10 protein-coding genes are annotated in these 14437 nt (G+C 70.1%); 9 read left to right on the forward strand and 1 reads right to left on the reverse strand.

The genetic code is table 11. The features are described from left to right. Nucleotides 1-403 precede the first annotated feature (403 nt). The 8 genes from leuS to holA all read left to right on the forward strand — a co-directional run bounded on the left by leuS (nt 404) and on the right by holA (nt 11593). Complete coding sequence (gene leuS, locus C4B68_RS26930; RefSeq protein ID WP_099499240.1) at nt 404-3286, forward strand: leucine--tRNA ligase; 2883 nt, start codon at nt 404-406, stop codon at nt 3284-3286. A 133-nt stretch (nt 3287-3419) separates the two neighbouring features. Further along, nucleotides 3420-4151: a hypothetical protein gene (locus C4B68_RS26935; RefSeq protein WP_099499239.1), complete on the forward strand. Its 732-nt coding sequence runs from the start codon at nt 3420-3422 to the stop codon at nt 4149-4151. 72 nt (nt 4152-4223) lie between these two features. Further along, a complete protein-coding gene (locus tag C4B68_RS26940) occupies nt 4224-5069 on the forward strand; it encodes a DegV family protein (RefSeq protein ID WP_099499238.1) in 846 nt (281 codons plus the stop codon). Between the two features lie 338 nt (nt 5070-5407). Continuing rightward, on the forward strand, nt 5408-6457 hold the full coding sequence (locus C4B68_RS26945; RefSeq protein ID WP_420824029.1) for a ComEA family DNA-binding protein: 1050 nt from the start codon (nt 5408-5410) through the stop codon (nt 6455-6457). Between the two features lie 200 nt (nt 6458-6657). Continuing rightward, nucleotides 6658-9201: a ComEC/Rec2 family competence protein gene (locus C4B68_RS26950; protein ID WP_099499236.1), complete on the forward strand. Its 2544-nt coding sequence runs from the start codon at nt 6658-6660 to the stop codon at nt 9199-9201. 4 nt (nt 9202-9205) lie between these two features. After that, a complete protein-coding gene (locus tag C4B68_RS26955; protein ID WP_099499235.1) occupies nt 9206-10039 on the forward strand; it encodes an arylamine N-acetyltransferase family protein in 834 nt (277 codons plus the stop codon). 109 nt (nt 10040-10148) lie between these two features. Further along, nucleotides 10149-10394, forward strand: a complete 246-nt coding sequence (locus tag C4B68_RS26960) for a hypothetical protein (protein WP_099499234.1) — start codon at nt 10149-10151, stop codon at nt 10392-10394. Nucleotides 10395-10606: 212 nt separating this feature from the next. Continuing rightward, nucleotides 10607-11593 carry a DNA polymerase III subunit delta gene (gene holA / locus C4B68_RS26965; RefSeq protein WP_180289158.1) on the forward strand — a complete coding sequence of 329 codons (987 nt, stop codon included), beginning with the start codon at nt 10607-10609 and terminating at the stop codon, nt 11591-11593. A 420-nt stretch (nt 11594-12013) separates the two neighbouring features. On the opposite strand, the gene rpsT is transcribed toward holA, so the two are convergent. Further along, nucleotides 12014-12280, reverse strand: a complete 267-nt coding sequence (gene rpsT, locus C4B68_RS26970; RefSeq protein ID WP_099499233.1) for a 30S ribosomal protein S20 — start codon at nt 12278-12280, stop codon at nt 12014-12016. 224 nt (nt 12281-12504) lie between these two features. Here rpsT and lepA point away from each other — a divergent pair, with 224 nt between their 5' ends. Beyond that, entirely contained in the window at nt 12505-14373 is a 1869-nt protein-coding gene (gene lepA / locus C4B68_RS26980; protein ID WP_099499231.1) for a translation elongation factor 4, read from the forward strand. Nucleotides 14374-14437 lie beyond the last annotated feature (64 nt).

Below are 14437 nucleotides of genomic sequence, written 5' to 3' on the forward strand. Positions count from 1 at the left end.
CCCAAGGGTTCGGGGAAGCGGTCCCGAAGCGGCACTCTAAGTCCAGCCATACCGATGGGTAGGAGGTTTGAGTTATTGCGTTGTTATCAAAGGACAACAAGTTCTTTGTGTTGCCCCTTAGAGTCCGTTACGCGAAGTAACCTTTGAATGTTGTTCAGCGTTTCGCGGTGCTCGGGACGGTGGCACGGGGTGTCGAACGGTCCCGGAAGCTCGTCGCGGCGCGCTCGGGGGCTGCGGTACCCTGGCGCCATGCGTGCCGTACGCCTTCTGCTTAGCGAGCCGCGCTGATCAGTCCCGGCCACTGACGAATCGTGGTCGGAATCGGCGCGGCGTCCCCTCCTGTGCGAGGGGATTTTTCATTTCTAAGCCGCTGGCAGAGACGATCGATGGAGCTTTGAGGATCATGAGCGAGACGAATACCGCTGCCGCCTCCGAGGTGGCCGCGCCGCACCGCTACACGGCCGCCCTGGCCGCTGAGATCGAGGCACGCTGGCAGGACTTCTGGGACGCGGAGGGCACGTACGAGGCGCCGAACCCCAGTGGTGACCTGGCCGGTGACCCCGAGCTGGCGGCCAAGCCCAAGAAGTTCATCATGGACATGTTCCCGTACCCCTCTGGTGCGGGCCTGCACGTCGGTCACCCCCTGGGCTACATCGCCACCGATGCGTTCGCCCGCTTCCAGCGGATGACCGGCCACAACGTCCTGCACACCCTGGGCTTCGACGCCTTCGGCCTGCCCGCCGAGCAGTACGCCGTGCAGACGGGCACGCACCCGCGCGTGTCCACCGAGACCAACATCGAGAACATGAAGGCCCAGCTGCGCGCGCTGGGCCTGGGCCACGACAAGCGCCGGTCGTTCGCCACGACCGACCCGGAGTACTACAAGTGGACCCAGTGGATCTTCCTGCAGATCTTCAACTCCTGGTACGACGACGAGGCCGACAAGGCCCGCCCGATCTCCGAGCTGGTCGCCCAGTTCGAGAGCGGTGACCGCGCCGTAGCGGCCGCCGACGGCACCACGCGCGCGTGGAACGAGCTGAGCGCCGCCGAGCGCGCCGACGTCCTGAGCGAGTACCGCCTGGCGTACGCCTCCGACGCGCCCGTCAACTGGGCCCCCGGACTGGGCACCGTACTGGCCAACGAGGAAGTCACCGCCGACGGCCGTTCCGAGCGCGGCAACTTCCCCGTCTTCAAGGCCAACCTGCGCCAGTGGAACATGCGCATCACCGCCTACGCCGACCGGCTGCTGGACGACCTGGACGGGCTGGACTGGCCCGACGCCATCAAGCTGCAGCAGCGCAACTGGATCGGCCGCTCCGAAGGCGCCCGCGTCGACTTCCCGATCGACGGCGAGCGCATCACGGTCTTCACCACGCGCCCGGACACCCTGTTCGGCGCGACCTACATGGTGCTGGCCCCCGAGCACCCGCTGGTCGAGAAGTTCACCCCGGCCGCCTGGCCCGAGGGCACCCACGAGGTGTGGACCGGCGGCCACGCGACCCCGGCCGAGGCCGTCGCCGCCTACCGCGCGCAGGCCGCCTCGAAGTCCGACGTCGAGCGGCAGGCCGAGGCCAAGGACAAGACCGGCGTCTTCATCGGCGCGTACGCGACCAACCCGGTCAACGGCGAGCAGGTCCCCGTCTTCATCGCCGACTACGTCCTGATGGGCTACGGCACCGGCGCGATCATGGCCGTCCCGGCGGGCGACCAGCGCGACTTCGAGTTCGCGCGCGCCTTCGAACTGCCGGTCCACTGCATCGTCGAGCCGACCGACGGCCGCGGCACCGACACGTCGACGTGGGAGAACGCCTTCGCGTCGTACGACGCGAAGATCATCAACTCCTCCAACGACGACATCTCGCTGGACGGCCTGGGCGTCGCCGACGCCAAGGCCCGCATCACCGAGTGGCTGGCCCGCAAGGGCATCGGCGAGGGCACCGTCAACTTCCGGCTGCGCGACTGGCTGTTCAGCCGTCAGCGCTACTGGGGCGAGCCCTTCCCGATCGTCTACGACGAGGACGGCATCGCCCACGCCCTGCCCGAGTCGATGCTGCCCCTGGAGCTGCCGGAGGTCGAGGACTACTCGCCGCGCACCTTCGACCCGGACGACGCCGACACCCAGCCCGAGACGCCGCTGTCGCGCAACGAGGAGTGGGTCAACGTCACCCTGGACCTGGGCGACGGTCCGAAGAAGTACCGCCGTGAGACCAACACCATGCCCAACTGGGCCGGCTCCTGCTGGTACGAGCTGCGCTACCTGGACCCGCACAACGACCAGAAGCTGGTCGACCCGGCCATCGAGCAGTACTGGATGGGCCCGCGCGAGGGCCGGCCGCACGGCGGCGTCGACCTGTACGTCGGCGGCGCCGAGCACGCCGTACTGCACCTGCTGTACGCGCGCTTCTGGTCGAAGGTCCTGTTCGACCTGGGCCACATCTCCTCGGCCGAGCCGTTCCACAAGCTGTTCAACCAGGGCATGATCCAGGCCTACGTGTACCGCGACAGCCGTGGCATCGCGATGCCCGCCGCCGAGGTGGAGGAGCGCGACGGCGCGTACTACTACCAGGGCGAGAAGGTCTCCCGGCTGCTGGGCAAGATGGGCAAGTCCCTGAAGAACGCGGTCACTCCGGACGAGATCGCCGCCGAGTACGGGGCCGACACGCTGCGCCTGTACGAGATGGCGATGGGCCCCCTGGACGTGTCCCGGCCGTGGGACACGCGCGCGGTGGTGGGCCAGTTCCGGCTGCTGCAGCGGCTGTGGCGCAACGTCGTCGACGAGGCGACCGGTGAGGTCACCGTCGTCGACGCCGAGCCGGACGAGGAGACGCTGCGCGCCCTGCACAAGGCCATCGACGGCGTACGGCAGGACCTGGAGGGCATGCGGTTCAACACCGCCATCGCCAAGGTCACCGAGCTGAACAACCACCTGACCAAGGCGGGCGGCCCGGTGTCGCGCAGCGTCGCCGAGGCCCTGGTGCGGCTGGTCGCGCCGCTGGCCCCGCACATCGCCGAGGAGCTGTGGCGCAAGCTGGGCCACACCGACACGGTTGTCCACCAGGACTTCCCCGTGGCCGACCCGGCGTACGTCGTGGACGAGGCCGTGACCTGCGTCGTGCAGATCAAGGGCAAGGTCAAGGCGCGCCTGGAGGTGCCGCCGTCCATCTCCGACGAGGAGCTGGAGAAGGTGGCGCTGGCCGACGAGAGGGTCGTGGCCGCGCTGGACGGTGCCGGGATCCGCAAAGTGATCGTTCGGGCGCCGAAGCTGGTGAACATCGTTCCGGCGTAAGCGCTGGGGCCCCGCCTCCGGGTAGTCCCCTACGGGCAGGTTCGGGGTTCTTCTGGAACTCCGGACCTGCCCGTTGCGTTTACCGTTGAAGAGCGCGGCGACAGCTGTCGCGGCCGGTGTGAGGAGGAGCCTGGTGGAAGCCGTGATCACAGTAATCGCCCTGCTCTTCCTGCTGTTCGTGGTGCTGGGCGTGTATGCCACGGTGAAGGTGGTCGGCGCCGCCAAGCGCGGTGTGGACCGCACGATCTCGCAGGCCCGCCGCACGGTCGAGGACACCACACTGCGCGCCAAGACCCTCGCCCAGCCGGGCCCGCTGGGTGAGATCGCCCAGCTCCGCCTGCAGCTGCGCACGTCGATGCGGGCCACGCAGGACGCGCTGCACGCGGGCGTGGCGGAGGACGAGTCCCTGAAGGAGTCCCTGGGCCTCTTCGAGCGGCTCAGCGTGCACGGGCACGAACTGGACGACGAGCTCAAGCGCCTGGAGACCGAGCCTGACCGGGGCGCGCTCGTCTCGCGGCTGCCCGGACTGCGCGAGCGCACCGAGCGGATCACACAGTCGGCGGACGCGCTGCGCTGGGCCGCGCGCGACCGGGCCCACCGCTTCGCGGACGACGAGCTGGACGCGCTGAGCGCGCAGATAGACGTGGAGGCCGGCGCGCTGCGGCACTGGACGACGGAGCCGAAGCCTGCGGCTTCCTGGCCCGAGGCACCCGCAGCGGACGCGGCCGCTTCCGACGGGCAGACCTGGCCGGACAGCGCGGAGTCCCGTACGACCGAGGAGCCGACGCGCCCCGCCATCACCCCGCCGGGCACTCGCCCGACCTACCCCTGGCAGAAGAAGCCCCGCCCCGAGAGCACGACTTGATCCGGCGGCTCCAGCCGCAGGCAGGAGGAGCCGGGCTGCCGATCGGCCGCCCCGACAGGTAACCTCCAGCTCATGTCCCGCCATGTCGCGATCGTCACCGATTCAACGGCCTACCTGCCGCCGCGGACGATGGAGCGCCACGGCATCACAGCGGTACCCCTGACGGTGGTCCTCGGTGACCAGGCGCTCGAAGAGGGCACCGAGATCTCGGCCCGCTCCCTGGCCTTGGCGCTGCAGAAACGGCGCCCCGTCACGACGTCCCGGCCCAGCCCCGAGGACTTCGTCGCGACCTACCGAAGAGTCGCCGAGTCCGGCGCGAGCGGCATCGTCTCCCTCCATCTGTCGTCCGAGTTCTCGGGCACGTACGACGCCGCGGTGCTCGCGGCGCGGGAGGCTCCGGTACCGGTGCGCGTGGTGGACACCGGGATGGTCGCGATGGCCCTCGGGTTCTGCGCGTTGGCCGCGGCCCAGTCCGCGGAGGCCGGCGGCACGATCGACGAGGCGGTCACGGCCGCGGAGAAGCGTGCCGGGGGCACCTCCGCGTACTTCTACGTCGACACACTCGACTATCTGCGCCGCGGCGGCCGGATCGGGGCCGCGCAGGCGCTGCTGGGCTCCGCGCTCGCGGTGAAGCCGCTGTTGCAACTGGACGACGGCCGCATCGACTTCCTGGAGAAGGTTCGGACGGCGTCCAAAGCGATCGCCCGGCTGGAGGAGATCGTGGCCGAGCGCGCGGGCGGCACCCAGGTCGACATCGCCGTCCATCATCTGGCCGCCCCCGAGCGGGCCTCGGCTCTCGCGGACCGGCTGCGGGCGCGGGTTCCGGGCCTGGCAGATCTGCATGTCAGTGAGGTCGGCGCGGTGATCGGGGCGCATACGGGGCCTGGGCTGCTGGGGGCAGTTGTCTCGGATCGGTGAGCGCGCTCACTACTCTTGTGGGTGTCGGAGTTATCCACAACTGGGCAGTAATCCCCGAGAATTGAGCAAGATCATCGCGAGGGCGGCGGATGCCGGATCCTCGTCGCATGGCACTTCGATCACGCTCAAGTTCACGCACCGCCGCACCGACCAGCGGCCCGGGTCGTGGCCCCACGTCCGACGGCCGTAGCCGCCATCGTCGTCACCACCCGCGAAGCCGGGCCCGACGCCACGAGGCATCGGCCGAGGCCGTCCGCCTGCGCGCGGAGGCGCTCTTCACCGAAAGGGCCGGAGAGCGACGGCAGTTGGGCCATGGACCGCCGGGGGCGGAGCGGGATGTGGGGGACGGGCCGGACGCGAGCACCGTGGTGGGGGCGGGTGTTGGCGATGTGTGGGGACGGGGGACTCGATTCAGCGGGGGTGTGGGGCGTGCCCGTCGCCGTGACCGTGATCGGGCTCGCGACCGTGATCGGGACCGTGATGCAGCGTCTGCTGGTGGGGGTGCTGCCGTTGACGTCGGCGCGCATGTCGACGCGCACGCCGATCCGCGCGTGGAGGGGCGTGCTGATCCGCGCGTGGAGGGGCGTGCTGACCCGCCCGCGGAGGGGCACGCCGACGTCGCTTCGCGTACTGCGGAATCGGGGGCCTGGCGGCACCGGGCCGGGCTGGCCGTGCGGGAGCGGATGCCGTTGTGGCTGCAGTCGAGGTGCGGCCTTGAGCGCAGGAGCGTGGCCGCACTCGCCGTGCTGCTGGTCGTCGCCGCGGTCTTCGCGGTGCAGTACTTCTGGGCCGGCCGGACTCAGTCGGTCCAGGCGCCCGAAGTAGTGCGGGCGGCGGCTCCCTACGGCGACAAGACCGCGCCGGGCGAGCGGTCGGTCGCAGGGACGGATGCCTCGGCCGGAGCGCCGAGCCCGGTCGGCGCGGCAGGGACCGCGATCGTCGTGGACGTCAGCGGCAAGGTGCGCAGCCCGGGGCTCCAGCGGTTGCCGACCGGTTCCCGCGTGGCGGACGCACTGCGCGCTGCGGGCGGAGTGCGCCCCGGCACGAACACCGACGGACTCAATCGCGCGCGCCTCCTTGTGGACGGCGAGCAGATCGTGGTCGGAGCTCCCGCATCCCCGGTGGGATCCGGCACGGGCCCCGGCGGTACGGGCGCGATCGGCACCGGCGGTTCCGTCGCCGGTGCGGCACCTGCCGCTCCGGTCGCCCTCAACACGGCCACCGTGGAGCAGCTCGACAGCCTGCCGGGAGTAGGCCCCGTCCTGGCCCAGCACATCATCGACTACCGGACCCAGCACGGCGGATTCCGCTCGGTCGACGAGCTCCGCGAGGTGAATGGAATCGGCGATCGCCGGTTCGCGGATCTGCGGAATCTGGTAAGGCCATGAACGGGCCGGAGCGGCTGGAGAGGCTGGAGTTGCCACAGAGTCAGGAGCGACTAAAGCGCCTAAATGGATCGCAGCGATCGAAGCGATCAGAGGGACTGCCGCGACCAGAGCGATCGGAGGGGTTAGAGGAGCAGCAGAGTCGGCTGAGTCAGGAAGGTGCCGCGCGCACGGCCGCCGTCGGCGCCGCGAGCCGACGGCCCGTGCACGCCGCCTCTGGCAAGCGGCTCGGGGCCTCACACCCGCGACAGGAAGGACCCACGGATCTCCGGCTCGTGCCGCCGGCTCTGGCGGCCTGGGCGACGGCGGCCGTGACGGTCGGTGCCCCGCCGGGGTGGGTCACGGGTGTGGTGATGGTCTCCCTGATCGCAGGCGGCGCGCTGCTGCTGGCCGGGCGGAGAGGGACGCGCACTACGAGAGGCAGCCGGAGGGAGTGGTCGCGTTCATGGCCGCGGATCTCCGTCGCCGCCGTGCTGCTCTGTGTCGCGGCGGCTGCGGCCTCCGCGGGATTGCACGGGGCGGATCTGCGCCGCGGACCCGTTCCCTCCCTGGCGCGGCAGTTTGCCAACGTGACGGCCGAGGTGGAGATCACCTCCGATCCACGCCTCACCCGGCCCCGGATCAAGGGGGATCACATGGCTCCGACGGCCGTGCTGCTCGACGCCAAGGTGCGGCGGGTGACACGGGCCGACGGAACGGTGGTGAAGACACGTGCGCCGGTGTTGATGATCGTCGACGCGCGCTCGCCCAGAGGTTCGCCCGAGTCTTCCGCCGAGCGCTCGTCAGAGGGTTCGCCTCAGCGTGCGGGTGAACGCTCGCCCTGGCTGTCGCTGCTGCCTTCCACGAAGTTGCGTGTGTCCGGGCGGCTCGTGCCCGCCCTGTCGGGTGGGGACGACATCGCGGCCGTCCTGCGGGTACGGGGCAGTGGGCCGCCCGAGGTGGTGGGGGAGCCCTCCGGGCCGCAGCGGATCGCCGGCCGGCTGCGGGAGGGCTTGCGGGAGGCGACCGACGGGCTGGAGGCGGATGCGCGGGCGCTGCTGCCGGGGTTGGTGGTGGGGGACACCTCGCGTGTCACACAGGAGCTGGACGAAGCGTTCAAGGCGACCGACCTCACCCATCTCCTGGCCGTCAGCGGGGGCAACTTCACGATCTTGCTCGCCCTGTTCATCGGACCGCCGGGCCTCGCCCAGCGTGCCGAGCGGCGCGGTCTCGCAGCACGGCTCGGTGTTCCGCTCCGGGCGACGGCAGTGTTCGGTGGAGCGCTCACCCTCGCCTTCGTGATCGTGTGCCGGCCCGACCCGAGCGTGCTGCGGGCCGCCGCCTGCGGATCGATCGCGCTGCTCGCCATCGCGACCGGACGCCGCAGATCGCTGATCCCGGCGCTGGCCACGGCCGTCCTGCTGCTGGTGCTGTACGACCCGTGGCTGGCCCGCAGTTACGGCTTCCTCCTCTCCGTTCTGGCCACCGGCGCCCTGCTCACCCTCGCCCCACGGTGGAGCGCGGCGCTCCAGAGGCGCCGTGTGCCGCCGCGGGCGGCCGAGGCGCTGGCCGCGGCCGCCGCGGCACAGGCCGTGTGCGCACCGGTTGTCGCCGTCCTGTCGGCGCGGGTGAGCCTGGTCGCGGTGCCGTGCAACCTGCTCGCGGAGTTCGCGGTCGCGCCGGCCACGGTGCTGGGCTTCGCGACACTGGCGACGGCCTCCGTGGCCATGCCCGTCGCCACGGCCCTGGCGTGGTGCGCGAGTTGGCCCACCCGGTGGATCGCGGACATCGCACGCACCGGCGCGGCGCTGCCCGGTGGGGGACTGGACTGGCCGGGTAGTTGGACGGGGGCGCTGCTGCTCGCTCTCGTCACGGCGGTGGTCGTGCGCGTCGGCCGACGGCTGCTGAGACACCCGTGGCTGGGCGGCGCCTGCGTGGTGCTGTTCCTGCTGGTCGTCGTGCAGCCGCCGCCTCTCACCAGGGTGATCACGGGGTGGCCGCCGCCCGGCTGGCGGTTCGCGATGTGCGACGTGGGGCAGGGCGACGCGACGGTGCTCGCGGCGGGCGACGGCAGTGCGGTGGTGGTCGACGCCGGGCCCGACCCGGTGCTGGTCGACCGCTGTCTGAGCGCGCTGGGTGTCACCAGGATCCCGCTCGTGGTGCTGACGCACTTCCACGCCGACCATGTGGCGGGGCTGCCGGGCGTGCTGCGCGGGCGCTCGGTGGGCGCGATCGAGACGACCGGCTTCGAAGAGCCGCGGGACCAGGCAGAGTTCGTACGAAGGGAGGCGGCCGCACGGCGCATCCCCGTGACACGGGCGGTGGCCGGGGAGCGGCGGAGCACGGGAGGCCTCGACTGGCGGGTGCTGTGGCCACCCCCGAGCCCGGCTCCCACGCCGGACGGCCCGAACGACGCCAGTGTCGCCCTGGTCGCGCGGTCAGCGGGGCTGACGCTGCTGTTGCTCGGTGATCTCGAACCCCCGGCACAGCGGGATCTGTTGAGATCGCCGGCGTCCGAGGAGCTGGGAGCCGTGGACGTGCTCAAGGTCGCCCACCATGGCTCGGCGTACCAGGACCCGGACCTCATACGCAGGGTCGCCCCGCGGCTCGCGCTGATCTCGTGCGGCAAGGACAATCCGTACGGGCATCCCGCGCCGAGCACCGTCGCGGCGCTGCGGGCCGGAGGCGCGATAGTGCTGCGTACGGACGAGGACGGGGCGCTGGCCGTCGTCGGTGCGGGCGGAGGGCTGAGGGTGGCGAGAGACTGAACTCATGAATTCCGCACAGGCCGACGCCTACCTCCGCCGGATCGGGGCCCAGTACCCCGCGTGGCCCACGTCCGATGTGCTCCGCGAGCTTCAGCTGCGTCATCTGCAGACGGTGCCGTTCGAGAACCTGTCGATCCACCTCGGTGAGGAGATCGTGCTGGAGGAGAAGAGGCTCCTGGACAAGCTGGTGGGCGCTCGTAGGGGTGGCTTCTGCTACGAACTGAACGGGGCGTTCGGGGCGTTGCTGGGGGCGCTGGGCTTCGATGTGACGCTGCTCGCGGCGCGGACGTACGGCGAGGAGGGGCGGCTGGGGATTCCGTACGACCATCTCGCGCTGCGGGTGCGGACGGTGGACGGGGGCGACTGGCTGACCGACGTCGGGTTCGGGGCGCACAGCCACTATCCGCTGGCCTTCGGGGAGCGGGGAGAGCAGGAGGATCGGGGCGGCACGTTCCGGATCATCGAGTCGGGGCCGGACGCGGCGGGGGTGCGCGGTGTCGGCGCGTCGAGGGAGGGCCATGATCTCGACGTCATCCGGGACGGCAAGGCGCAGTACCGCATGGAGATGCGGCCGCGAGTGCTCGGGGACTTCGTTACCGGCGCCTGGTGGCACAGCACCTCGCCGGTGTCGCATTTCGGGCGGTCGCTGGTCTGTTCGCGGCTCACGGAGGACGGCGGGAGGATCACGCTCAGCGGTCGGAAGTTCACGGTGACGACGGTCGAGGGGACGAAGGAGGTGTCGGAACTGGCCACGGACGAGGAGGTGCTGGCCACGTATCGGGATCGCTTCGGGATCGAACTGGACCGGGTTCCGGAGGTGAGGGAGGCGCGTCACTGAGGGGACGCGAGAGGGGAGTAGAGGAACGAGCGAGCCGGTGATCGGTCGGCTGCCGTGGCGAGGGCCGACCCCGTCGTCGGGCCTGCCGGGCGTATCGGAAAATGTCCACGTGAACGATGTGAGACATGTGCTGGTGCTGCCCGACCGCGATGCCGCGGAAGAGGCGGCGGAGGTGCTCGGTGAACGGTTCGGCCTCGTCGAGGAGCCGCAGCTGGTACGGGAGGCCCTGGCCGGTGAGGACGATGCCGACGACGCGCAGTGGCTGGTTGTCCTCGCGGACCCCGAGGAGACGCTGAATCCGAAGGAACTGGACGAGTTCGCGGGGGAGTGGGACGGCTGGCGCGAGGAGCCGTAGGCCGACCGTCATCGCGCCGTCGTATGTGTCGTCGTCGTACTCGCACGACGACGACGGGGTCCTGAGCGCTGGGTCTGCGGTCCCGTGAGGAGCGGGGGCCGCCGTCCGTGAGGAGTCCGGCGGTGGCGTTCCCGTGAGGCGCCCCCGGCCCAGCTGCGGGGGAGGGGGCGGGGCGGGGCTCGTTGTCAGTGGGGCGTGGGATGCTTTCGGTGATGGCCAAGAAGACTGCTCATGACGACCCTCTCGCCCCCGTCACGCTTGCCGTGGGCCAGGAGGATCTCCTGCTCGACCGTGCCGTGCAGGAGGTGGTGGCCGCTGCCAGGGCCGCCGACGCCGACACGGATGTACGGGACCTCGCCCCGGAGCAGTTGCAGCCCGGCACACTTGCCGAGCTGACGAGTCCGTCGCTCTTCTCCGAGCGCAAGGTCGTGGTCGTACGCAATGCGCAGGATCTGTCGGCCGACACCATCAAGGACGTGAAGGCGTATCTGGGGGCGCCCGCTGAGGAGATCACCCTCGTGCTGCTGCACGCCGGAGGTGCCAAGGGCAAAGGGCTGCTCGACGCCGCGCGCAAGGCGGGGGCGCGGGAGGTGGCGTGCCCCAAGATGACGAAGCCTGCGGATCGGCTGGCGTTCGTGCGGAATGAGTTCCGGGGACTGGGGAGGTCTGCCACGCCGGAGGCCTGCCAGGCGCTCGTCGACTCGATCGGGAGTGATCTGCGGGAGCTGGCGTCCGCGGTGTCGCAGTTGACCGCGGATGTCGAGGGGACGATCGACGAGGCTGTCGTCGGGCGGTACTACACCGGGCGGGCCGAGGCGTCGAGTTTTACCGTGGCTGATCGGGCTGTGGAGGGGCGGGCCGCGGAGGCGTTGGAGGCGTTGCGGTGGTCTCTGTCGACCGGGGTCGCGCCCGTCATGATCACCAGTGCGCTCGCGCAGGGGGTGCGGGCCATTGGAAAGCTGTCGTCCGCGCGTGGGGGGCGGCCGGCCGATCTTGCTCGTGAGCTGGGGATGCCGCCGTGGAAGATCGACCGGGTGCGGCAGCAGATGCGGGGGTGGACTCCTGATGGGGTTGCCATCGCCCTGCGGGCGATCGCCGACGCGGACGCGGGGGTCAAGGGGGGTGGGGATGATCCCGAGTACGCGTTGGAGAAGGCGGTTGTGGTGATTGCTCGGGCGGCTCGGTCCCGTAGGGGGTAGGAGTTCGCCGCGGTGCGGCATTGAGCCGCCGTTCCCGTTCCCGGGCGGCCCCGCGTCGGGTCCGGACCGATGGTTGCCCGCGTCGGGTCCGGGCGGATGGTTTTTTCGCCCCCTCCGCCCCTGCCCGTCCCGTACCTGGGGGCTCCGCCCTCAGACCCCCGTATGGCCTGGACGGCCTCGTCGTCAAACGCCGGACGGGCTGAAGATTTCCGGCCGGGGCTGAAAGCCCAAGACCCCGCTCCCCCTCCTGGGGAAGGAGGGAAAATGGGGTCTCGGTTCAAGCTGTTGGATTCACGCCCGCGTGGCGAACGCAGGCCGCGCGTGGATCCGGGGGTGTCGGGTGGGAGCGGATGAGAGAGGGCCCGCTCGGGTCCAGCCGACGGTCAAGTCAGGGGTTGAGCCCCGAAGGGCCCAGCCGACTCAGCCCTTGAGGGAGGTGACCTTCGAAGCAAGCGCCGACTTCTTGTTGGCGGCCTGGTTCTTGTGGATGACGCCCTTCGAGACGGCCTTGTCGAGCTGACGCGCGGCAGCGCGCTGGTACTCGGTGGCCTTCTCGACGTCACCCGCGGCAGCGGCCTCACGGGCCTTGCGGATCGCGGTCTTCAGGGAAGACTTGACGGCCTTGTTGCGCAGCCGGGCCTTCTCGTTGGTCTTGATCCGCTTGATCTGGGACTTGATGTTCGCCACGAATGAGCCTTTACAGGTTCAGGCGCACGAGACAGCACGTCTCGCCCGCCGTTTGATTTCCTTGGGGTGTGCCTCCTGCAGAGAGGGCATGAGACACAGCCACTCAGGCTACCAGTAGCCGTAGGACCGGCCCAAACCGGTCGCAGCTCCCCGCCCGTGGGACCATGGAAGCTACGTATCGATCCGACCCGAGGCGACAGGCGCCTCAAGAGACAGGACCCTGCGTGCCCGCGACCCCTAACAATGTGCCCGAGCCGAGCCGTACCGACCCGGCTCTGATCCGCAATTTCTGCATCATCGCGCACATCGACCACGGCAAGTCCACGCTCGCCGACCGCATGCTCCAGCTGACCGGGGTGGTCGAGCAGCGGCAGATGCGTGCTCAGTACCTCGACCGCATGGACATCGAGCGCGAGCGTGGCATCACGATCAAGTCCCAGGCGGTCCGCCTGCCCTGGGCGCCGACCGAGGACCCGGGCAACACCCACATCCTCAACATGATCGACACCCCGGGGCACGTGGACTTCACGTACGAGGTGTCCCGGTCGCTGGCCGCGTGCGAGGGGACCGTCCTCCTCGTCGACGCCGCCCAGGGCATCGAGGCGCAGACTCTCGCGAATCTGTATCTCGCGATGGAGAACGACCTCACCATCGTTCCGGTGCTCAACAAGATCGATCTGCCTGCCGCGCAGCCCGAGAAGTTCGCCGAGGAGCTGGCCAATCTCGTCGGCTGCGAGCCCCACGACGTCCTGCGCGTCTCCGCCAAGACCGGTCTGGGCGTCGAGGCGCTGCTGGACAGGGTCGTCGCCGACGTCCCCGCCCCGATCGGTGTCGCCGACGCGCCCGCCCGCGCGATGATCTTCGACTCCGTGTACGACTCCTACCGGGGTGTGGTGACGTACGTCCGCGTCATCGACGGGCAGCTCAACAAGCGTGAGCGGATCCGGATGATGTCCACCGGCGCCACGCATGAGCTGCTCGAAATCGGGACGAACTCGCCCGAGATGCTGCCTGCAGACGGTCTTGGCGTGGGTGAGGTGGGTTACCTCATCACCGGTGTGAAAGACGTCCGGCAGTCCAAGGTCGGTGACACGATCACCACCCTGCACAAGGGCGCGACCGAGGCGCTCGGCGGTTACAAGGACCCCAAGCCCATGGTTTTCTCCGGGCTGTATCCGCTGGACGGGTCCGACTACCCGGAGCTGCGCGACGCGCTCGACAAGCTGCAGCTCAACGACGCCGCGCTCGTCTATGAGCCGGAGACCTCCGCGGCACTCGGGTTCGGTTTCCGCGTCGGGTTCCTCGGGCTCCTCCACCTCGACGTGATCCGTGAGCGGCTCGAGCGCGAGTTCGGGCTCGACCTCATCGCCACCGCGCCCAACGTGGTGTACCGGGTCGTGATGGAGGACGGGACCGAGCACACCGTCACCAACCCGAGCGAGTTCCCCGAGGGGAAGATCAACGAGGTGTATGAGCCGGTCGTGCGCGCCACGATCCTCGCGCCCTCCGAGTTCATCGGCTCGATCATGGAGCTGTGCCAGACCCGGCGCGGCACCCTGCTCGGCATGGACTACCTCTCGGAAGACCGGGTGGAGATCCGCTACACCCTGCCCCTCGCCGAGATCGTCTTCGACTTCTTCGACCAGCTGAAGTCCAAGACCCGCGGCTACGCCTCGCTCGACTACGAGCCCACCGGCGAGCAGACCTCCAGCCTGGTCAAGGTCGACATCCTGCTGCACGGCGACAAGGTCGACGCCTTCTCGGCGATCACCCACAAGGACCAGGCGTACGCGTACGGCGTGCGGCTCGTCGCCAAGCTGCGCGAGCTCATCCCGCGGCAGGCCTTCGAGGTGCCCATCCAGGCGGCCATCGGCTCCCGGGTCATCGCCCGCGAGACCATCCGCGCCATCCGCAAGGACGTCCTCGCCAAGTGCTACGGCGGTGACATCTCCCGTAAGCGGAAGCTGCTGGAGAAGCAGAAGGAAGGCAAGAAGCGGATGAAGATGGTGGGCTCTGTGGAGGTTCCGCAAGAGGCCTTCATCGCCGTGCTGTCCAGCGACGACAGCGGTGGCTCCGCCAAGGGCAAGAAGTAGTTACGCGGCATGGCGATTTCCAGGGCCCGTTGCGCTTCGGCGTGGCGGGCCCTGCGCTTGTCCG

Origin of the sequence: Streptomyces dengpaensis, assembly GCF_002946835.1 — a bacterium.
GTDB lineage: Bacteria > Actinomycetota > Actinomycetes > Streptomycetales > Streptomycetaceae > Streptomyces > Streptomyces dengpaensis.